Genomic DNA, 23,134 nt, shown 5'->3' with positions numbered 1-23,134 from the left:
AAAGTTATGAAAAAAGCATTATTTATTTTGTTTTGTATGTATGCTACTACAAAAATATATTCTCAAAATTTAATATTACATAATATTTTTATTCAAAAATTAAATTACTCAGCTGATAATTGCTATAAAGATAAAAAGGGAAACTTGGTTTTTTTTTCCAAAGTGTATTCCTCTGATGAATTAAAATTAGGTATATTAAATATGAATGATTCAGTGACTGTGAAAAAGATTTCAAGCACAAAAAATAGATATAATTATTTTTTAAAAGAAACTTATCAAAAAGATACCATCGAGAACAGTTTTAAACTTATTAATATTGTAGTTAATAAAAGAATAGACTCAAGAAATTTAAATAAGATAGTCTTTAAAAAGATACCTTCAGTAAGAACAGTTTTTGATTGTAATGAAAATAGATTTAATAATGTACTTCTTTTAAAATCATTCTTTTTAACACATTCATTAGTCTCTGAAGATAATGAAGCAAAAAAATATTCTATCAAATTGATTGATGAAAATTGTAATACTTTGCTTGATGAAGAATATGATAGAGATTTACTTTTTTCCAAGGATGATAGTTTCTTGATATTTAAAAATAAAGATTTTTTAGTTTTGATATTTGACAAATATTATTAGCAATAAATAGTGACTTTTATGTTAATCATACTGCTAAAATAATGTGTCGTTGGCTCAAGAATCTTGATAAAAAAGAAAAATTAGAGAATGCCTCACCTCCATGTGAGGTTTTCTTTTATAATTTTTTATAATTGAAAGTATACTTCTTACCTAACTTTTACCTAAAATTGTATTTTTGACATAAACTAGAACCATGAAAAAACCGAGTCAAATTATTCCATTATTCAAGCAATTCATAAAAGAAACTGAGAAAGGAAAGCGACTCAAAAAAAACGGAGAAAGAATAAAACTCGATTCCATACAAAACTACAAATATGTATTAAATAATATTATTCAGTTTTCTAGTAATACAAAATTCGAATTGCGTATTTGTGATGCATCTAAACTTGATAAAAGAGAATTAGCTTCGGAAAAAAATTATTGGAAAAAATTCTATCAAAAATTTACTGATTTTTTATATCAGAAAGGCTGTCATGATAATTATGTTGGAGCCAATATCAAAGTGATCCGTGTATTTTTTAATTATCTAAAAAATGACAAAGATATAAATACAGGTGATTTTCAGCGTTTGTTTTATGTCCGTAAAGAAGAAATTGAAATTTTTGTACTTTCTCCAGATCAATTAAAGTTTTTAATTCATGATAAAGAATTTGAACAAACCTTAATACCAAGTTATAGGCGCATCAAAGATATCTTTGTTTTTGGATGTTCCACAGGTTTACGTTACTCCGATATCTTTTTATTAACTAATAAAAACTTCGAGAAAATAGATGGTGAATGGTATCTAAAACTTAAATCTAAAAAAACAAAAACATTTAGTTTTATTAAGCTTTCTACTTATGCTATAACCATTTTCCAGCGCTATACTACTTCAAATAATAAAACAACTCTTTTTGGGAATACCAGCTTATTTAACTTCAACAAAAGTCTAAAACATATAGGAGAACTCGCAGGTTTCACTGCTGTTATAGAAGTTTCAAGAGAGAAGCAGGGAAAAACGCAACGCTTAACCAAGAAGACCGACACAGTAAAAAATCGTTTTTGTGATAAAATGAGCTCTCATATGATGCGACGAACTGCAATTACTACTTTACTTATTTTAGGGATGCCGGAGCATTTAGTTCGTAAAATAAGCGGACATAGTAATGCTAGTACTTCTTTTAATCGTTACGTACATTATGCTCAGGCTTATATGGATAAGGAAATTGAGAAGGTGCATAGTAAATTAGAAAATTACTAAATTAAAAACTACAACTCTAAGAGTTGTAGTTTTTTGTGCACCATTATTTTTTAGCTACTAAACTGAAAAACTTAGAAGTATAATATCGACTTTGTCATTAGTTTTTTTGAACCTTATTGATTTTGTTCTTTATAAAAAAAAATACTGATATGCAAAACATGCCTATAAATAAAAATAAGGCGAACAATACCAAGTAAAAACAAATTGAATAGACAAAAATCCCAACATCACTATAAATTTTATAATAATGAATGATTTTGGTTATTATAAAGCATAAAAAAATAACTAGAACAGAAATAATCATTCCTTTTAGCGACAATTTTATTTTCTTATTCATTTTTTACTTTTTTGGAAATAAATACATTAAATCTTCTTCAAAACTTTCATCTTTTTCTTCCTTTCCAATAGTATTTGTATAATCATTATAATCGTACTCTTTTACTATTGCATTTGCTGACTTAACTTCTGGCCTTCCCAATACAAAATATACAGCTTTAATAACATTTCTCCACTGTTCTTGCTGCAAACTTCTAGCACCAACTACACCAGCTCCAAATCCTTGCCCTAAATCATCATTTGATCTAGAGGTGTTATGTGTAGACCAAGTCAGTAATTTAGATTTAGGATCATAAGAAACACTAAAGGTGTTTTGTCCCGCATCAGGATGTCCTTCTAGAGTTTTTACAGTCACGCTTAATGAATTTCTCGTTTCTTCTATTTTTGAAATAACAACATAACCATTGTCTGGACCATCAATATCTATATCGAATTGATCATTTACGGTGACACCATAACTTCTGTCCATATCGACTAATCTATAAATGGCCATTTCATTATTTGTAATTTGACCCGGATCTTGCTTCATTTGAAACTTAAACTGATCAAAAGTTTTTTGTTCAATATTTTTAAAAACAGCTGTATATTTTTGATCTTGTACGTCACTTAAATAGTCACCGTCTTCTAAACGTTCAACTTTACAGCCTTTACATTCGCCAATAGGTTTATTTCTAGATGGTTCAAGACCTTCTAATTCTATCATATCAATAAGACGATTACCACTAAATTGATAAGGTGAATAATATGGATATGATCTGAACAACGGATCCACCTCAAAGAAACGCCCAATCCTAGGATCATGCATTCTAAAAGTGTAGTTAATAGAATTCCCTTCACCGCCACGAATTTCATCATCTTTTTCCTGTCCCTGGAACCCATAACGGTAGCTGTCATCAGACTTATGTCTGTTAGGCACCAGCATTCCAAAAGGATAGTAATCTAATGGTTTTGAATCCTTTTAAATATAAAAACTTGTTGCTTTTTTAATTGTTGAAAAAATGCAATTTTAGGCGTTTTTTTCGCATTTCAAAGTTAATAAAATGATTAAAATATTTGCATTTTTATTTGTAAAAATGAGTTGGAAATTTTTACTTTTTTTATTGCAATTATAGATAAGTATAAATGATTAAAACGAGATATAAACATTAACAAAATGATGCTATAAAAAAAAGAAGAAACGGTTTTACAAAAACCATTTCTTCCTATTTTATAAACAAACTAATGAAAGTTTAAATACTAGTTCTATCTCAATTTCCCAACAAAGATTAAACTACCGCCTAGAGCTTCAGAAACTGCTTCAAAATCAGCAGCGCCTTTTTGCTTTAATAGACTGAATTTACCATCTGGAGCTGTGATGTTACCATAATATTCTACACCATCAATTGTACCTACAGTATATACTGTTCCATATTTTTCAAAAGAAGTAAAAGGTTCAACTTTTAAAGTTTTTAAATCTACAAGTGCAAATTTTGTTGGAGCATTGTACCAGTCAGCAGGTTTTGCAGGTTGGCTGAAAAATATTACAAAATGTAATGTAATTTTATTATTTTTATTTAGGATTAATAAAAATAATGAATATCTTTGTAAGAATATTAACCCATAAGCTAAATTAAATATGAAAAAAATTACTCTTAGTATTTTATTGTTATTAAGCATTCTTTCATTTGGACAGTCTGTAAGCGTTACAGTTACTGAGTTGAAAGTTCTGAATATGGATGCCAGAACAATAAATTTCGGTACAAATGTTCAATCTGTTAATGTATCCATAACGGCAACAGTTACTACATCTTATAATGAAGACCCAACTGCCTTGGGAAAGATAGCGGTTTATTATAAACGAAACAGTCATACACAGGGACCTTCGATTCCCACAAATGGATTTGATGGAAGTTTCCAAATGATGAATGGTAGAACTCAATCGAAAACTTTTAAAATTACTTTATATAGATCTGATTTTGATGATTTTGGAGGTAATGTTTATGTACAGTACAGTCCTCCTGGAAATACTTTATTAAATTATAAAAGCGATATTATAAATGTTACAAAGATTCCGGATCCAATTAGCAACAATGTCATCTCAGGTAATCAAACAATTAATGAAGGGCAATCTACTAGTGCTATAAGTGGATCTACTCCTTCTGGAGGCGATGGAACTTTTATTTACACATGGCAACAAAAGGTTGCAAATGGTTCATGGATGAATATTTCAGGTGCTACTAACAAAAATTATTCACCTGGTGTTCTTACTTCAACAACGTCATACAGAAGAATTGTTACATCAGCTGCATACGCAGTTACCAGTACAAGTAACGAGGTAACTGTCACGGTAATTTCTTTGCCAACTATAGAAAATAATGTAATTACTCTAAATGGCAATAATATTTCTGGTAGTTTGCCAACAGGTGGGACTGGCACATATCAGTATTCATGGATAGTATATATAGATGAAGTGCCAGCACCTGATGGGTTTGTTATAGAAGGAAGTGGACAAAATTTAGAAATTCCTTCTTGGTTGCACAATGAATATTGGGAAGGAGAAAATATTAAATGGCCAATGTATATTTATAGGCGAGTAGCATCTGGAAATAAATTTTCAGATAGTAATTGGGTAGAGATTCCGCTTTTAAATAGCAATAGAACGTCACTTACTGAAACAAATTTACAAAGTGAACTAGATGAAATTATGACTGTCTATCCAAATCCAACATCAGAAGAAGTTAATTTTGCAACTAATTTCTCAACCAATAAAGAAATAAATATTGTCGTTTACTCAGATAAATTACAAAATGAAAAATCAGTATTTAGAGGAGTTGTTGAGCCTAATCAAGTTGTAAACTGGAATATTCCTTCAGGATATCAAAAAGGACTTTATTACTATAAAATTCTTTCAGGAAATAAAAAAGTCAAATCAGGTAAAATAATAATTCGATAAATTGGAATTGATGAGAATTTTGGTTTTTAATATTAATTGATTCAACTTAGTTAAAAACGGGCTAAAATAATTATATTTATTTTAGCCCATTTTAAAGTATATCTAAGCCTAAGATAGCATTTGCTAAAAGAAGATTAACTCCAAAAAAATAATGCTTGTCATTTTGTTATCTCAATTTCCCAACAAATATTAAACTGCCACTAGCTTCTGAAATTGCTTCAAATTCTGCAGCTCCTTTTTGTTTTAAAAGTCTATATTTAAAATTATTATTATCTGTAGGAATATTTCCATAATACTCAACACCGTCAATTGCTCCTACTGTATATACTGTTCCGTATTGTTCAAATGATGTAAATGGCACTATTTCTTTTGTTTTTAAATCTACAAGCGCATATTTTGTTGGAACTTTATACCAATCAGCTGGTTTTGCAGGTGGCGTAAAAGTATTATCAAAGTATTGAGTAAGTGCTTTGTTATCATGAACATATGAAACTACATTTACTGAATGTGCATTTAAAACAGCCTTTAAATCTACAAAAAAGGTAGAATCAAACGTTCCATTAGGATTTACTTTTAACAATCCACCTGGCGTTGGGTTACCAGTTACAGTACTATAATCTAATGAAAGGGCTGTAGCACGAGATGGTCTGTAGTATAAACTACCATCATTTCCTTTTGCAAAAGTATCATACCCCATTGACATGCGGGTATCATTAACATAACTAACAGCTTTTGATGCTATGTCAAAAACTGCAATTTGAGCATATTGTGGAAACTTATTAAAATCAGTAGGAGTTGCTGCCACTGGTAAAATGATTTTTTTTGCAGAAGTAACGTAACTCATATAAGTTGATGTTTTAACAGCAGCATCATTACTTAGCGGAAGGGCAGTGACAGAAATGGTTTCTGCAATAGTCATAGTAGTTGGATTGAACTTAATAACTTTCCCATCGTTTAACGCAAAAAAATAAGCTTCTGTTTCAGACACAAAAGCAGGAGGTCCAAAAGTACCGCTAACACCAGTTCCAGTAAGGCTTAAAGCATCTGCAGCCGAAATTTTCATGTTGTTGCTTACATTATATTTCGTTAAAGTTGAAGCTGTACCATTCCAAACATATGGATGTTCTCCATAAGAATATATCGTAGCGCCAGGCCCTATCTCTGTCATTGTTTTATAATCAAGAGTTGAAGGAAATTTATCGTAAGCTCCCAAATAAAAAATAGTTTCTCCACTAGGGCTTTTCACACGAACTGATGCAATAACTGCTGGATTTTGACCTTGGCCTCCATCATCTGTTTTATTATCATCTGAACTACATGATGTTAATGAGAGTACTGAACACATTATGGCTAATGCAGCATTTTTTATAAAAAATCTATTTGTTTTCATAAACTTGTTGGTTAAATAATTATAATTAAAATTGAGTTACTAATTTGATATTAAATGCTCTTCCGGGCTTTTGAACGCCAAAAAAGTCATAATTTTTTTCGTTGGTTATGTTTTGTATTTCTGCTGTTAAGGCATATTTAAATCCGCGTAGGCTATTATGGTAAGTCGCGCCTAAATCAATGTTATACTGGCTCGGGATAACGAATGGGTTTACAGAAGCGCTTTCCCAGCTTCTAAAGAATTCATATACATATCTTGCATCCAGAAAAAGAGCCAATTTATCTTCCTTGCCAATTAGGTTATGAAAAGAATAATTAGCGCCTCCGTTAGCAAAAAAATAAGGCTGGTTGGGTACTCTGTCACCTTTGTAAGCAGCAAATATTCCTTCGTCTGAATCATTGTAAAAATCTTGATAGGTGCTGTTGGCGTGAAATGAAAGTCTGTCATTTTTAGAAGTCCAGCTTCCAGAAACTTCAATTCCTTTAGAAGTCGCCGCAAATACATTTTGATAGATATTATTACGATCCAAAGCAGGAACAAATAAAATCTGGTTGTCTATTTTTCTTAAAAATACATTCGTTTGAGCCTGCCAGCTGCTTCTTTCAGCATTTGTTTTAGACTTGAAAAAAAGCTCAAAATTGAAGTTATGGCTGCGTTCTGGTTTTAAATTTAAATTGCCTTGAATAAATTGACCGTCTCCAAACAATTCGTCTGTCTGAGGCAGACGAGTAGCATATTCATACGTTAGTCTTGTAGAAAACTGTTCGTTAAATTTATAGCGGAATCCATTTCCAAAACCAAAATAATTTACGCTTCTGTCTTCTTTTATCACGGTATTATTAGAAGGTATTTTTTCTTCCGAATTGACTTTTTGCAAATAATTTTTAACAAAAAGTATATTTTCTAATTTTTCATTAAAGGCATCTATTTTAAAATCAGCTCCATTTACCCAAGTAAATAAATCTCGTACAGCACTTGCTGGATCATAACCCGTAATAAGCCTGTCGTCTCCAGTTTGTTTGGAATAGGTAGGGGCAGAAGTAAAACTCACGGCATATTTGTCGCTGATTTTCCATGAAGCTTTCAGTCGAGAAAAAACATCATTATTCCAAGTGTAAGTATCGCTTGGACCAGTAGATTCAGAAATTTCGCCGCTGACATTTCCAGCAGAACCTTCAATGCGTTCGCCATACCAATTGTAGACATAATCAGATACATCTGTAAATTGGCGTTCTCTGTAATTGTATCCTGAGATAATGTCTAAATTAAAATTTTCGCCAAAGTCATTGCGATAAGTAAGTACAGTTCCAGCCGCTTTTCTATAGGTCATAACTTCTCCATAGGGAACTCCAACCATTAACTGGTTGTGCTGAATTTCTTTGCTGTAATCGGTATAAAATCCTTCTATGCTCAGTTCTTTTGCCCAAATTCTGTCTTTTACACCAGTTATCAGCTGTATTCCATAACCTTCGTAGGCATCATGAAAACGAGGTACGGTCACTTTTTTAAGCTTTCCGGCATTATCGGCAACATCAACATCTACTTTATAGTTGTTTTGTGAGGTATCATAAAATCCGCTTCCTTTTATAAAAAAGCCAGTATTTTTATCATAATTGCTAAGTACTAAAGAGGTTCTGTAAGTTCCAAAAGATCCCGCCTGCGCTGCAAAAGAGCCGCTGAAACCTGATTTAATTTTCGGAGTAATTAAATTGACAGCACCGCCAAGTGCATCTGCTCCAAATTCGATAGGAACGACACCTTTGTAGACCTCAGCACGATCAATTAAATTAACAGGAACTGTCGAAATCCCAAAAGTATAGCCATGATAATCCAACGGAATTCCGTCTAAGAAAAAACGGATTTGATTTCCTGTCAGTCCATTCATCGAAAAATTGGTTCTGGAACCTAAACCACCTGTACGTCGAATATTAATACCCTGTGTTTGGGCAAGAACTTCTCCTAAATCGGTAGTTTTAAACTTCGCTTCTTTCATTTCTATTACAGAAACGGCTTGTGCTGTTTCCTCTTTTTTCTGTTTTTCAGATACACCTTTTACAAAGACATCATTTAATTTCTCTGCATCTTTTGATGGTTTTTCAGCTTTTTCTAACGCTATATTGATAATAGCATTTGAACTTTCTAAAAGCACGGTTTCTTTTTTCGAAATATATCCCTCCAAACTAGCTTCAATTGTATAACGCCCCATAGCTGCATTTTCAATTTTATAGAATCCGCTTGCATTTGTTTTAACATTTATTTCGGTGCCTAAAAGGTGAATGTTAACTCCCGCTAACGGGTTTCCAAATTCATCATTCACTTTACCAGAGATCGTGTTTTGAGCCATTAAAAATGTCGTCGACAATAAAAAGAGCAATGCTATTTTGAGCTTCATGAAATATACTTAGAATTAAAAACTATTCTTATTTAGAATAAATAAAGCTTCAAAAGTATGAAATTATCTATTAATAATATCCAAAGGTTAAATAAAATATATTAAAAATTTAATTCAGAGCTTCTATAACTTTGGCTTTCTGCTTCTTTTTTCTCAGGAAATCTATAAGTATCTGAACGGAAAAAGTCAGAACGATATACATAACAATTAGCGCCAGTACTGTGGTTATTCCGTTCGATCTGAAACCGAAAATCCCTTTTCCCCAAGAAATTAATATCCATTGCGTCATGTACATCGTGGTCAGGTTCTTGCTGCAATATTTTAAAAGCCTTGTAAATTTATTTTCTTTGATGTTTACGGATATTTTAAAAAGAATCCAAAGGAAAATTAAGGTCCATCCCGCGAAATAAATAACCCCGCCCGGACCCATGTGGTAAAATCCATTGTAATTGTAATCACCATAAATAAAAACTAACGGAGCGCCCAGAGCAACAAACACAAAGCCTGTATAAAGCATATTTTTAAACAACTGCGGTCTGTTATAATCCAGTTCCTGATACCATTTTCCAAAAAACATTCCGATGATAATAAAAGACATCCAAGGAAAAACTGGAAAATAAACATATGCTGGAAAATCATTATTGAAAAGAAGATCTAACACATAATTAACCACTGGAATATCAATATTGATACCGCTGACTTCTCTGGAAACTAATGCAATCAACATTCCTATAGCTAAGATTCCATATTTGTTGGTGACATATTTTCTAATAAAACCAACGAACAGCAAAGACATTCCTGCCAATTGCAAAATATCACCCAATAACATCAGATACACATATTGCTGTTCTATTGGTCCGTGCCAGCCGTATCTCTGAATGAAATTATCGGGTGCAAAACCAAAAAGTACAGGAAAAATGAACTTTAAAAAATTCATTAAAAGTGCCGCGCCCAAAAGCAGTACGCCGCGCGTTATAGAACTTTTCAGACTTTGATGGCGCGAGGTCATAAACGTTATTCCCATACAGATTAGAAATATAGATGTTCCTCTGCCTAGAAAGACAATAAAAACACCAATAGCACTTTCTGATTGCGATTTAACATCTGCAAATGTTAGTAGTGTATGTATAATTATCATTCCGATAACACTCATTCCTTTTATCAGATCCAGTGCTGGAATTCTTTTACTTTGCTGTTCCATAGTTTTATTTTTAATCATTAAGGTTTACCAAACCTATTAGTTATTATATATTTAATACGTTGCGTTTATATTTTGACGCGGATTTTACGGATTCGCTATCGCGAAAACGCGGATTTTACGGATTTTTTAATTTCAATATTTAAAATCAGTTTTTATCTGCGTTTTAGCGAAGCAAATCCGCTTTATCCATGTTTGATTTTTGCACACTGCACTTTAAATAATTGTATTATCCGACAACCGTTTTTGCAGTCGCAAATGAGTCTTCGTTTTCGTTGATAGATCTGTTAAGAGCAGGATAATCGACTTTACCGTTAACAGTCAGAGGCACTTGGTCGAAATAATAGTTTTTTATCGAACTGGCATGCAATCCCAATTTTTCCTTTGTTACTTGAGTTATGGTTTCGCGAGATAAAGTTTCGTCCTGATGTATTACGCCGAGATATTTATCCTGAACACTTATACAAATAAAGGTTTGCCCGCCCAACTCATTTTTCAATAAAACTTCAACTTCGTCCAGGTTTAAGCGCATTCCAAACAATTTCATAATGCGTTTAATGCGTCCCTTAATATGGTAATAGCCCAATTCATCTTTTTCGGCTAAATCGCCAGTATACAGTTTATCTGTTTCGTCATAATGCTGTAAATCAAAGATGTTGTTGGCATAACCGCCAGAAACATTTGGCCCGTAATAAATCAATTCTCCAGTGTTTTCATCAATTTCAAACCTTCCGTTTTTTACCGTAAATCCTATAGAAGTTCCTTTATCCTTAAAATCGTTTGGCGGTAAAACAGCCATTCTGCCGCTGGCTTCGGTTTGTCCGTATTGTGCAAAAAACAGTTTGTTGTAATTATCAGTATAATTTGAAATCACATTTGCCAGTTCTTGATTGAGCATTCCACCCGTATGAGTCAAATAACGTAATGTTGGAGTGTCTTTTTTAAAGAAGCCAAAGCGCTGCAGCAACTCATAAAAATAAGGAACACCGCTCAGTGTAGAATAACCATATTCCGTAAGATCTGACCAGAATTCTTTTTGGAGCACATCTCTGTCGGTACACACAATGGTTTTGGCTTTGATGCAGTTGGTTGTAAAAATCGAAAAGCCGTACACAAAATTAATGGGCACATTTAACGGAACAACATCGTGTTCCGTTATTGGCATGTACTCCATAATAGATAAAGCATTCTGAACCAAGTTATGATCTGAAATCTTAACAAATTTTGGCGAACCCGTAGTCCCAGACGTACTCATTAAAAGTTTCACATCGCCATGAATAGGGTAGAGGCGAATTTCTTTTCTTTTAAAAACAGCAATATCTTTAGACACTTGCTTTAAATCATAACCTCCAACTTCCGTTCTTGACGGATCGAAGATATAAGCGGGCCTATATTCATCTTCCAGGTTTTGTTTAAACTCAGGGTGCAAACCCGCATTAAGCAAGGCTACGGTATACTTTTTTTGATAAAAATTCAAAAACGTTTCAATCGCCGGCAGCTGATTGTCATTATAAATAAATACAACCGCACGCAGATCTTCAATATCTAGCGATTCGTGTATTTGCTTAAACGTTTTGACAACTTTGGTCTTTGCATCTATAAAATTTATTTTTTTATTCTTTTGAATTAAATCATAAAGTTCCATACTTTTTTCTTTTGAAATTATTGGATTTCTACACCGTTTTTCTTCAGTATTGCTTTTATTTTATCGATGTTTCCCATTTCCAGAATATCTTCCATCGGAATGGCTATGTCATAAAATCGCTCCAGTTCTTCAACCAAAAGCAAATGGCTCATAGAATCCCATTCTACAATACCCTGATATTCTAAATCGGGCGTGATTGATTCTACTGGTATTTCAAATGCAGTTGCAAATACTTGATGTAATTCTTGTGTTGTACTCATAATGATGTTATTTTTAATTTGTTTATGTTGTTAATTTTAAATTGTTTGATTTGATTTTAAATACATTAGAAACATTTTTTTGAAAGCTGACTAATTGTACAATCTTTTTTTTTAGGAGCTAATCCCGCTATCCGTTGCAATCTTTTTTATTTTTAAAGAAAAAATCAAAAAGGATTTCCACTTCTATCGGGGCTAGGACATTCAGTTTCATAAGAATGTTTTCGGCTTTTTTGTCATTTCGAGGCACGAGACCCGAGCGATAGCGAACAGGCGAAGCAAATCTCTGTAAGAAACTCGACAAAGATTGGCGAATATCTGAGTGGAAATACTAGTGTGATCTCTCCTTCGTCGAGATGACAAACTTTGTGGTTTACTCATCTTTCAAACTCAAAAACCTATTCCCGAGAGCTATCGGGACTATGTGTTTAAAAAATTATACTATTTATTCTTAAACTTTAGCCAGTTTCCATTTTCCTGTTCTGAATATCGCAATACACCCAAAAGCCAATACAAGCTCTGAAAGCAATATCGCAGCAAAAATCCCTTTTGGACCGAAATTCAACGCGACTCCGAACACAAACGAAAGCGGTATCTGGATCACGTAAAACATGAGAATGTAAAGCAGTGTCACAATCATAACTTTTCCCGCCGCATTAAGCGCTCTGGAAATAACCATTGTATAACCTAGTAATACATAAGCGAGAGAAATAATATGAATGTAAGTCGTGCTGTGATCAATAACTTCGGGCACGTCTGAAAAGATTCTGACAACCGGATCTGCCATAAAAATCCATAGGATGGCTACTGAAATTAAAAAACACATATTAATCATTCCAGCTCTCCAAACCGATTTTTCGGCTCTTTCGGGCTGTTGTGCGCCAAGATTTTGTCCGGTTAAAATTCCTGCTGCATTTCCGATTCCCCAGGCCGGAGTAGTTACGATTGAAGCAACTCGCTGTGCTATGATATAACCTGCCAAAGCATTGCCTCCAAAATGAGAAACAATTTTAATCATAAACAGCCAGCTCGACGCAGGAATCAAATATTGCAGCATACCGCCAAAAGCAAGTCGCACCACTTTTTGGAAAGTTTCACGGTGAAGCGCCAGTTGCTGTTTTCCAATTTGAAGAATAGTTGAACCTTTAATCAAATGAAACGCCTGATAACCAACTCCGACAAAACGGGCTACGGCTGTAGCGATACCAACTCCCAATAATCCGTAGGCGGGTATTGGCCCCCATCCAAAAATAAGGAGCGGGCACAAAAGAATATTTAATATATTCGAAAGCCATAGCGTTCGCATCGCCATAGAAGCATAACCCGCGCCGCGCAGAATTCCGTTTAAGGCAATGCGGATAATGATAAAACCGCAGCTGGCAAACATTACTTTTGCGTACAAGCTTCCTTGTATTATACTCGCTGGAGAAAGCCCCATTAGTCCCAATATTTCATCGCTCCATATAAAACACATAATGCTGATTAGAATCCCGCAGATTACACTGATGTTGATGACCTGTCCCGCTGTAACGCTAGCCTCCTTAAAATTCTGTTCGCCAACGCGCCGCGCAATCAAAGTCGAAGCTGCAATGCTTAGACCAATAGAAACCGAATATGAAAAACTGATAACCGATTCTGTTGAGCCTACAATAGAAACTGCTGCAGCACCCAGTTTGCTCACAAAAAACAAGCTGGCACAAACAAAAACAGATTCCATTACCAGCTCTAAAACCATAGGAACGGCCAGCAAAACAATTGCCCGATTAATACTGCCAGAAGTGAATTTTTTTTCTCTGCCTAACACCGCCGTAACAAACAAATCGGTATAAGATTGAAGTCTCAATACAGCTGCCTTCATGATTGGTGTTGTATTGTTTCACTGATCTCTGTAAACTCGTTCATTTCGTACTGCCTGATTACATAAAGCGGATTAGGCAGTTTGCTTCCTTTTTTCGGCACGGCAAAACCAGTTTGTTCCGCATAACCATTATTCAACAGTTTTAAACTATTGATATAAAAGCGCTTAAATTCAGGTTCAAAAAGATTGTACTTTTCAAAACGTTCTATAAGATGCGGATTATCCTGCTGATATTCTTCAATTGATCCGATTACGGTTTTCCAAAACAAATGTTCGTCATAATCCATATAAGTATGCAGAATGTCAGACAAGTATCTAAAAAAGGCATCAAAAACACCTATTAAAATAAACAAAGGTGTATTTTCTTTATTAGAAGATTGAATCAGACCGTCTTTAAGCTCGTCTGGTAATTTTGCTTTGGCTTCTTCTGTCAAAACAATATCATCAACAAAATCTTTGATGATAATGCGCTGCGGAATTCCATTTTTCATAACTAAAATAATATTCTCGCCATGCGGTGTCACACACAAAGAATGCTGATAATAAATATGTAGCAAAGGTTTTAGATACGCTTCTAAATATTGTTCCAGCCAGTTTTGAATGGTCAATCCTGAAACATTTATTAACTCCTGTAGAAAAGGACGATCGTTGCCATCTATATATAATAAAGAAGCCATCGTCATTAAATTTTCTTCGGGCTTGCGGTATTTTTCGGCACTTTCTCTCCATAAGGCGCCTAACATTTCACGATAATGATACGGACTGTCAGCTATGGCATTGTACTGCGGATGACGATACGAAACTGTAGCCACTTCGCCTAAAAGAACTACTTCTTTTTCCTCAAAATAAGGATCTTTTTCGAGCATATCTTTTACCCATTTGGTAACTCTTGGAGCAATATCCATTTGTTTTGGAGAAAGTCCGCGGATGTTTCCGGTGCTCAAAATAGAGAGCGCCGTTTTTACATAATGTTTGGTTGGATAACTTAAATTAAAGAAAGTTCGAATACTTTGCTGAGGCGAATATACATCGTCGCTTTTGCCCAAAATCACTAAAAATTGATTGGCCAAATCCTGATGAAACTGCAATAAAATTTTATTGTTTAACTGCCACGGATGTACGGGAATAAAAACGTAATCTTCAACCTCAAGTTTCAGACTGCGAAGTTTTTCCTGAAATCCTTTATAAACTTCCGCGCCTAATTCTGCTGCATAAAAATCATCAAAATGGATAGTTTCTAAAGAATTAAATAATGCTCTTTTTTTATGCGCGGCCAGCCAGTATAAATCGGTGTTTTTATTGGCTTCGGGAGCATAATTGTGATATTCGCTATTATTGAAACCAACACGTCCTTTATTGGCAATAACCCACGGATGACCTTCCATTTGATGTTCGATAGTTTGATAATCAGCTTTTGTCAACTCAGCCGCGCTCAGTTTTTCTCTTGTGTACAAATGCGCATCTGCATATAAGGTATTGAGAAGTTCTTCGGTGTATTTTGCCAATGTAAAAGAGTCGATGCCAAAGGTTTGCTGCAATTCCATAAAAAACGAAAGAACATCTTTCGCGGAAGCGGCTATATTATTTTCCCATCTCTGGATACTTTCTTTTTCAACATGCCAATATTCCAAAAGTCTTGGATAGGCTGAAAAAGTATAGTAAACCTCTGGACGATCGGTGGTCAGTTTAAAATGTTTAAGACCATCTTTTTCACTGCCCGTAATAGTAGGTTTGGCAACATCTTCATGCATTAATTCGGCTAAACTCTTGGCCAGCAGATTAAGATTTACCTTTTCCCAAACGGGAGCGGTAAAAACTTCGAAGTGTGGTATTGTTTCTAGATTCATTTTTGAGGGATTAAATACTAATTTCGGCTGCTTTTTCTGTGGCAATATGCGAGAGGTCAAAATCCTGAAAAGCAATTCTCTTTTCTAATTTATAGACCTCACGTTTAGCGACTTCGTTAATGATATAAGAATTGCGATAAGCACCCATTCCTAAATCTGATGAAATGTAACTGTGGGTATGAATTTCTGCGTTTTGCACAAAAATTTCGCTGCCGTTATTATCGATAGTATAATTTCTTTTTACATCATAACTGCCCGTTGAAGTTCTGCTAATTCGGTGTTGGATATCTTTCAGAAATTGAGGTTCTTGATAATGATATCCAGTTCCTAAGATTACATAGTCGGTAGAATCAGTAAATTTTTTCTGCTGTTCGATCTGCTCCAGATGCAATTCATAATTGCCATGAAGCCCTACGGTTATACCATCCAATTGAATATTAGGCCTGATTTTTACGCCAATGTCCACGTTGTCTACGCTAAGCGCATACATGTGATCGTAAATTTCATTGAGTAAATCAAAGTTGACCCCTTTAAATTGTGATTTCTGACGATCGAGCATAACCTTACGAGTCGAAGCCGGCATTTGATGAAAATAATCGATGTAATCTGGCGAGGTATGTTCTAAAACAAGCTTAGAATATTCCATTGCAAAAAAGCGGTCGGGACGGGAATACCAATTCAGTTTTAAGTTTTTAGGTCTGTTTTGAAGCAGATCAAAAAATACTTCGGCAGCACTCTGGCCCGAACCAATTACAGTAACAGTATCTTGTTCCAAAATTTCTTCTTTATTAAAAAGATAGCTAGACGTGTGGCAGACTTTTTCCATTTCTTGTAAATCAACAAAATCAGGAAGAATAGGCACAGTACCAGTTCCTAACACTAATTTTTCACAATAGTAAATTTTAGTCTGATTTTCATCTTTATGAAAAACATGCAATTCGTAAAGTCCATCTTTATAATAAATTTCTTTTACGCTAGATGAAAAACGGCAATTATTCAATTGTTTAATTACCCATTGACAGTACATATTATATTCTTTACGAAGGACAAAGAAGTTTTCTCGGATAAAGAATTTATACAAACGATCTGTCTTTTTAAGAAAATTTAAAAAACTAAACTTACTTGTTGGATCAGCCATTGAAACGCAGTCGCATAAAAATGGCGTCTGCAGTGTAACATGGTCAAAAAGCAAACCCGGATGCCAGTTAAATTGTTCTTTTTGGTCAAAGAAAAGTGCTGAAACGTCTTCAACAGGTTCTAGCAAAGCGGCTAAACCTAAATTGAAAGGTCCGATTCCGATTCCGATTAATGAATATATTTTACGATCTTCCATATTATTGGTTTATAAGATTATGCTCTGTTTCAGAGTTGATTACAATGTCTTTGTTTTGAGGGAATTTCTCCCAATACCATTCGCGGTAGCAGAAATTAAGATTGGATGTTTTGTGCGGCATTTCGATGACTTTATCGATTTTAAAGCCATGAAAAGCTTTATTCATCATCGAAGCTCTCGAATCTACAGACCCTTCGCCAACCATTCTACCCACTTCTGGCTGTGCAAACACATAATCGATCATGCATTGTGTCGATGGTGAAACAAATTTTTGTTTTGGATCTGTCGGCGCAATAAATTGATGTGTTCCATAATCAGTCGGCAGCACCTCATAATAATCGCCCAATACATCACGGGTTGGCCAATACACTTCAATATTAAAAGTTGGCTCGCCATTTGCCATTCCTATGTAGCTGTACAAACCGTCACTCGGAAGCAGGGTTCTGTAATAGGTTTCCAGTTCGCGCAACGGCCAGTCCATTTTCCAGTTGGCTTTGGCGTGATCACGATGAAACCATTCGTGCATCATTTCCAAATCATTTTCCAAATCAACAGGACGTAAACTGATCGTTACGTCTTCTTTTGGGAAATAGCGATTATACACCAATTCTTTTCCTTTTGGATTAATTAATTGCTCAGAGAAAAAGCGTTTGTGCAAAACATTCGGGAAATTGATGCGGGTCACCCCAGCAGGATTTCCACCACAGTCAATATCATTTAGAGCCGTAAGTAAATTGCCTTTTACTTTCCAATGACGGCTTTCAAGAATAAACGTTACTAAACCGCTTTTGTCTTCTTTTTGTAAATCTTCTAATTTGTCATATAGAATGTTTAAAAGATTTTTTTCGTCAGCAAGTCTGCTAGCGCCAAATGTATTTACGACTGCCAAAATGTTTCCTACCCAGAAATAGTGAAGTATTAGATTATACAAACGATCGTCTGGAATAAACATTTTTCCGTTTTCAGATAAGCCTGGTGCAATTTTATCTAACTGATCTTCAGAGGATTTACGGAATAGAAAACTTTGATTATCACGGAAAAACAGTTTTTCTGGCATAAACACTGCATCCAGCTGTACCAATGTATTTTGTTGATGCCATTCGCAGAACATTCCTTGCTCGTTAAACATTTTTACTACACCGGTAAGGATGATATCGATATATTTTTCGAACCAAATCTCACTGGTTTTTTCCAGAGATAATCCCGTTTGCTGTGACGCTTTTTCGATTACATTCTGCATTCTTGAAGGATTTCCTAAAATGCTGTCTTGACATAAAGAAGCCAATAAACAAACGTTATTTTCTTTTTCGCTTGCAGTAACTTTAAACGGATTGTAGCGCACGCTTGTAGAAAAACTGTCCAGTACATTTCCGTTATAAGAAACGGATATAAAACCAGGATCACAGATCAATTCAATATCAGGATAGGTTTTCTTTACATTATCTCCCCAAGCGGTTTGCATCAGCCTTGAAACTTCATAGCCTCTGTACAATTCATGAAAATGATTAATGCGTTCTGCTCCAGTAATTTTTACATGAAGCGAAAATTTATACATATAATCGCTTTCCTTATTGTACACCGTTCTTACTGATGAAGTTGCTGTAAATTCTTTTCCGAATTCACCCAAATCGATAATAAGATTTTCTTTTGTAAGCGTCTCAAATACAGTCTGAGTTTTAAAATATGAAGCTTCCCATGGGTGAACTGGCAGCACTTTCCAATCTGAATATTTTTGCAATAAATCCTGTGTTTTTTGATCTTCTTTACTAGCTTGTAAAACTGTAGTTTTTGCAAAATCTGAAGGCAAAACGTTATCTACAGATTTTTCGGTAACCAAATCAGGATGCACTAAAAAATAATACAGCTGAAAATAACCGCCTGTTTCTGGAGCATATTTTAAAACTTCAGATTCTGTAAAACCTTCACGACCTTTGGTAAGCGGATGCAATAAATGTCCTGCTGGAAACAATTGTTCGGCTTCAATAAAAGTCATTTCAGCTTTATTAAAATCTTGACCCGAAGTTTGAAAATGTTCTAAAAACTGTGCTATTTTTTCGGTGCTCAGTTGCATTCTCTTTTTTACATTTTTAGAATCTGCCAGCGGATACTGAAGTCTTACCTGATTGGTAATTAATTCTAAAAGACGGTCTGCATCTATTTCTTTTATAGTTTCAGTAGTAAGATCACGTTCCATTACTGGAAAATCGTAGAGATGTCTGAAGGTTTCAGATCTGTAGCGAATAGGAGCGTAGACTTCGACTTTATCTACAGGAAAATCCAGTTTTAGATGAAGTTCATGATTATACTTTGACATATAAGATCTTAGTACAGGATCATATTTAGGAACCCCTTCATAAAAACTGCTGTTGCCCAATTCGCGCACGCAACAATTCAATAAAATAGTAAACGTAATATCGACTGCTTCTTGAGCAATTTCTTTAGGAGAAGATGTATTCATTTCCGTGTTTTTTGATGATTGAAAGGATATTATTAATATGATCTACTGTAGTTAATGGATTCAAAATGGTGAACTTCAAGTAAAAAATGCCGTCTACTTTTGTGCTTGCGACTAAAACTTCACCGTTAAAAAACATTTTCTTTTTGATGTGTAAGTTCATTTTGCAAGTATCTCCAGGCCAGCCGTCTAGTTTATATCTAAAAACCAAAACGCTTAAATCTGAATCAGTTAGAAGTTCAAAATCGTTATCGTTTTCTAAAATTTCAGCTGTTTGTTTCGTAGTTTCAATTATAGTGTTTGTATAATCGCCAAGTTTGGTTCTGCCCATATAACGCAGTGTGCACCACAGTTTTAAAGCATCAAAACGGCGTGTGCTTTGTACCAGCGATTTGTTGATTTGAGCTGGAAGTTCATCATAATCCTGTTCTTTCGGATTTAAATAATCGGCGTGATGTTTTATAATGTGAAGATGCTGTTTGTTTCTTACCATAAAAGCACTACTGCAAATTGGCTGAAAGAACGATTTATGATAATCAATCGTAACAGAATCAGCTTGTTCGATACCGTTTAGCAGATATTTGTGTTTATCTGTTAGCAATAAACCACAGCCGTAAGCAGCGTCGACATGAAGCCATAATTCGTGTTCTTTTGCCAGAACTGAAATTTCAGCTAATGGGTCGATATTACCGAAATCTGTTGTACCCGCTGTAGCCACAATTGCAATCGGAATGTTGCCTTTTTGTTTTTCTTCAATAATGGCTTGTTTTAGTTTTTCAGCATCCATTCTGTAACGGTTGTCCGTAACAACCTGAACGATTGACTGCTCGCCAAGGCCCAAAATAGAAGCGTTTTTCTGGTTGCTGAAATGCGATTTCTCTGAAACAAAGATTCGGAATTTACTAGAATCTGGCGGACAGCCATTTAATTTGATATTCCAGTTCAGGTATTTCAAAGCAAAATAATCTCTTGCTAGAAGCAATCCCATAAGGTTACTTTGTGAGCCTCCGCCCGTAAAAATTCCGTCGCAATCTGCAGTGTATCCAATTTGTTCACCCGTCCAGGCAATCAATTTTCTTTCTATAAATGTTCCTCCAGCGCTTTGATCGTAAGTATCCTGCGAGGAATTGATTGCGCTAATCAACACATCGGCAGCCAAAGCGGGAATTACAACAGGACAGTTTAAATGGGCAATATATTCTGGTAAATGATAGGCAGTAGCATGATTTACGTAAATTTCATCGATCTCATCCCAAAGTGTTTCATAATCTGTGACTGGCTGATCTAAGTTTACAGCTTCTACTTTGCTTTTAATTTCCTCAGGTTTAATGCCGCTAAACGGAATTTTAGTATTTTCAAGAAAACTGCCTACACGTTTTTGTACTAAGGCTATTGCATTGTTATATTCTTCGCCTGAATTTTCATGAAAAATATCCTGATAAAATGGGTCTATAGAATTTTTCACTAAGACATCTGGGGCATTGTCTAATAGGTTTTGCATAATGATTAATTTTTAGAATTGAGTTTATTGGAAATAAGTTACTTTACTAGAAATAGGCGTTCTCTTTTTTTTGGACGGTTCAAGATCATCTGGATAATACCCGACATACATTAGACCCAGAGATTTTTCATTTTCAGCCAGACCAAATTGATTTACATAGTCAATTGCACCGGCAGAAGTACTCCAGTAGCTCCCGATATTATGGGCAGTGCAGGTGAGTGCCATGTTTTGAACAGCAGAAGAAACGGCAGCCACTTCTTCCCATTCGGGCAGGTTTATTTTGCGATTGAGAACCATTATAACGCCAATCACGCAAGCCGAATTAAGAGGATATTTTTTTAGCAGATTGTACTTTTCAAATGCTTCTTCAGGAGAAAACTTTTTAAAATAAAAGTCTTTGTAATATTCAGCCAGAAAAGATCCGAGTTGTTCCAAATAATGATCTTTAAAAACAATAAACCTCCATGGCTCCGTCATTTTATGCGTAGGAGCGTAGGTTGCGTTTGTCAAAATTTCATTTAATAGTTCTTCTGGTATATTTCGCTTTACAAATTCATCTGCATAAATACTTCGTCTGGTCCGAATGATCTTTGAAATCTTTTTTTTCCGGGGTACAAAATGTGAGGTATTGATTTCATTGGGTTTCGTGGTATTATTCATATTTTTTTAATAAATTTTTTAAGAAAATTCTTTTTTTAAATTTTAAAACAAATATATTTGTAAGTAGATTTTATTTAGAATGAATAAAAACAGTAGAAGCAAATGTAGAAATTAATCTTTATAAAAAAAATAAAACAGTAAAAAATAAATACGAAATTCTGTACATTTTTAAAGTGTATTTGAACGATGCTTTTTTTTGTATAATGTTTGATTTCAGTAGTTTGTGTTTTATGCTTGCCTCAATTTTTATTAACTATTAAATAAACTAATAAAATGAAATCACAATCATTCATTGAAGATGAAATACCAGTAAAAGAAAATTATGTTTATCAAATTCCTACAAGCCCGCTAATAGTGGAGGTTACGCCTCAGGAAAGAAATATTTTATCCCATGTTGGCACGTTGCTCGAGAAAGCATTTAAGAGCTATGAAAACCCAGATTACATAACGGCGCTTCATCTACATTCCTTCCAGCTTCTTCCAGAACGAATAGCCAGAATCTTAAGCCGTTTTGGAACAGATTTTTCAGCAGATCAATATGGTGCTATTGTTTTTAGAGGTCTTCTAGAAGTAGACCAAGATCATCTGGGACCTACTCCTGCTAACTGGCAGAGTGCAGATTATTCTAAACTCAATAAATACGGTTTTATTTGTTCCTTGCTGCACGGAGCAGTTCCTTCAAAACCTGTTCAATATTATGCACAGCGAAAAGGAGGAGGGATTCTTCACGCGGTTATTCCTGACGAAAAAATGGCCGCTACACAGACAGGTTCTGGATCCAAAACAAATTTATATGTGCATACCGAAGATGCGTTTCTTCTTCATCAGGCCGACTTTTTAAGTTTTCTTTATTTGCGAAATGAAGAGCGTGTTCCTTCCACATTATACTCTGTACGATCACACGGAAAAGTTAACAACATAATGGAAAAGCTTTTTCAGCCTATTTATCAATGTCCGAAGGATGCCAATTATGAGGAAGAAACTAATAATGGTCCGTTGGCTTCTGTTTTATATGGAAATAAAGACCTTCCTTTTATCAGATTTGATGCAGCTGAGCAAATATTTAATGAAAAAGCGGGACAAACGCCTGAAGCACTTTACAATTTAACTGAATTTTGGAATGAAGCTAAAGAGCTGATAAATAGTGATTATATACCAGATTCAGGAGACGTTATATTTGTCAATAATCATTTGTGTGCTCACGGAAGAAGTGCTTTTATAGCGGGACAAAGAGAGGAAAATGGAAAAATTGTACAATGTGAGAGAAGACAAATGCTCAGAATGATGAGTAAAACGAGTTTAATTCATATAAGATCGATGACGCATACCGATGATCCGTATTTTGTTATGGAAGAACATTTAGGAAAAGTTTTTGGTCAAGATTAATTTTGGAGACTGAATTGAAGAGAGGCATCAGATAAAATTTGATGTCTCTTTTTTTGTTTGTATAAACGTTC

At 34.5% G+C, this 23,134-nt stretch carries 16 protein-coding genes and 1 pseudogene; 4 read left to right on the top strand and 13 right to left on the bottom strand.

The window, feature by feature from the left end:
* Positions 1 to 6: 6 nt before the first annotated feature.
* Positions 7 to 633 carry a hypothetical protein gene (locus Q9Q97_RS12410; protein WP_306157435.1) on the top strand — a complete coding sequence of 209 codons (627 nt, stop codon included), beginning with the start codon at positions 7 to 9 and terminating at the stop codon, positions 631 to 633.
* Between the two features lie 193 nt (positions 634 to 826).
* Entirely contained in the window at positions 827 to 1,873 is a 1,047-nt protein-coding gene (locus Q9Q97_RS12405; RefSeq protein WP_306157433.1) for a tyrosine-type recombinase/integrase, read from the top strand.
* A gap of 340 nt (positions 1,874 to 2,213) precedes the next feature.
* Here the strand turns inward: Q9Q97_RS12405 and Q9Q97_RS12400 are convergent.
* Positions 2,214 to 3,134 (bottom strand): annotated as a pseudogene (locus tag Q9Q97_RS12400) (hypothetical protein); the annotation flags it as partial.
* Between the two features lie 317 nt (positions 3,135 to 3,451).
* Positions 3,452 to 3,865 carry a hypothetical protein gene (locus Q9Q97_RS12395; protein WP_306157431.1) on the bottom strand — a complete coding sequence of 138 codons (414 nt, stop codon included), beginning with the start codon at positions 3,863 to 3,865 and terminating at the stop codon, positions 3,452 to 3,454.
* A gap of 55 nt (positions 3,866 to 3,920) precedes the next feature.
* Here Q9Q97_RS12395 and Q9Q97_RS12390 point away from each other — a divergent pair, with 55 nt between their 5' ends.
* A complete protein-coding gene (locus tag Q9Q97_RS12390) occupies positions 3,921 to 5,141 on the top strand; it encodes a hypothetical protein (RefSeq protein WP_306157429.1) in 1,221 nt (406 codons plus the stop codon).
* Positions 5,142 to 5,307: 166 nt separating this feature from the next.
* Here the strand turns inward: Q9Q97_RS12390 and Q9Q97_RS12385 are convergent, their stop codons facing one another.
* The 11 genes from Q9Q97_RS12385 to Q9Q97_RS12335 form a co-directional block, all read right to left on the bottom strand.
* Entirely contained in the window at positions 5,308 to 6,531 is a 1,224-nt protein-coding gene (locus tag Q9Q97_RS12385) for a hypothetical protein (RefSeq protein WP_306157427.1), read from the bottom strand.
* 25 nt (positions 6,532 to 6,556) lie between these two features.
* Positions 6,557 to 8,923 (bottom strand): TonB-dependent receptor, encoded by a 2,367-nt coding sequence (locus tag Q9Q97_RS12380; protein ID WP_306157425.1) that lies wholly within the window; start codon positions 8,921 to 8,923, stop codon positions 6,557 to 6,559.
* A 109-nt stretch (positions 8,924 to 9,032) separates the two neighbouring features.
* A complete protein-coding gene (locus Q9Q97_RS12375; RefSeq protein ID WP_306157423.1) occupies positions 9,033 to 10,124 on the bottom strand; it encodes a heparan-alpha-glucosaminide N-acetyltransferase domain-containing protein in 1,092 nt (363 codons plus the stop codon).
* A gap of 226 nt (positions 10,125 to 10,350) precedes the next feature.
* Positions 10,351 to 11,766 carry an AMP-binding protein gene (locus tag Q9Q97_RS12370; RefSeq protein ID WP_306157421.1) on the bottom strand — a complete coding sequence of 472 codons (1,416 nt, stop codon included), beginning with the start codon at positions 11,764 to 11,766 and terminating at the stop codon, positions 10,351 to 10,353.
* Between the two features lie 17 nt (positions 11,767 to 11,783).
* A complete protein-coding gene (locus Q9Q97_RS12365) occupies positions 11,784 to 12,026 on the bottom strand; it encodes an acyl carrier protein (protein WP_306157419.1) in 243 nt (80 codons plus the stop codon).
* A 448-nt stretch (positions 12,027 to 12,474) separates the two neighbouring features.
* Positions 12,475 to 13,881 carry an MATE family efflux transporter gene (locus Q9Q97_RS12360; RefSeq protein ID WP_306157416.1) on the bottom strand — a complete coding sequence of 469 codons (1,407 nt, stop codon included), beginning with the start codon at positions 13,879 to 13,881 and terminating at the stop codon, positions 12,475 to 12,477.
* Entirely contained in the window at positions 13,878 to 15,728 is a 1,851-nt protein-coding gene (locus Q9Q97_RS12355) for an IucA/IucC family siderophore biosynthesis protein (protein WP_306157414.1), read from the bottom strand. Before Q9Q97_RS12355 ends, Q9Q97_RS12360 begins: the two co-directional genes overlap by 4 nt.
* Positions 15,729 to 15,738: 10 nt before the next feature.
* Entirely contained in the window at positions 15,739 to 17,061 is a 1,323-nt protein-coding gene (locus Q9Q97_RS12350; RefSeq protein ID WP_306157412.1) for a lysine N(6)-hydroxylase/L-ornithine N(5)-oxygenase family protein, read from the bottom strand.
* Position 17,062: 1 nt separating this feature from the next.
* The gene (locus tag Q9Q97_RS12345) at positions 17,063 to 19,519 is read right to left on the bottom strand and encodes a GNAT family N-acetyltransferase (protein ID WP_306157410.1); all 2,457 of its coding nucleotides are present in this window, start codon (positions 19,517 to 19,519) and stop codon (positions 17,063 to 17,065) included.
* A complete protein-coding gene (locus Q9Q97_RS12340; RefSeq protein WP_306157408.1) occupies positions 19,500 to 21,017 on the bottom strand; it encodes an aspartate aminotransferase family protein in 1,518 nt (505 codons plus the stop codon). Before Q9Q97_RS12340 ends, Q9Q97_RS12345 begins: the two co-directional genes overlap by 20 nt.
* A 24-nt stretch (positions 21,018 to 21,041) precedes the next feature.
* Complete coding sequence (locus Q9Q97_RS12335) at positions 21,042 to 21,677, bottom strand: nitroreductase (RefSeq protein WP_306157405.1); 636 nt, start codon at positions 21,675 to 21,677, stop codon at positions 21,042 to 21,044.
* 273 nt (positions 21,678 to 21,950) lie between these two features.
* Between Q9Q97_RS12335 and Q9Q97_RS12330 the strand changes: the two genes are divergently transcribed.
* A complete protein-coding gene (locus Q9Q97_RS12330) occupies positions 21,951 to 23,063 on the top strand; it encodes a taurine catabolism dioxygenase TauD (protein ID WP_306157403.1) in 1,113 nt (370 codons plus the stop codon).
* Positions 23,064 to 23,134: the final 71 nt, after the last annotated feature.

The sequence above is a fragment of the Flavobacterium sp. DG2-3 genome (assembly GCF_030730925.1).
Taxonomy (GTDB): Bacteria; Bacteroidota; Bacteroidia; order Flavobacteriales; family Flavobacteriaceae; genus Flavobacterium.
This window is presented reverse-complemented; position numbering and strand designations above follow the sequence as displayed.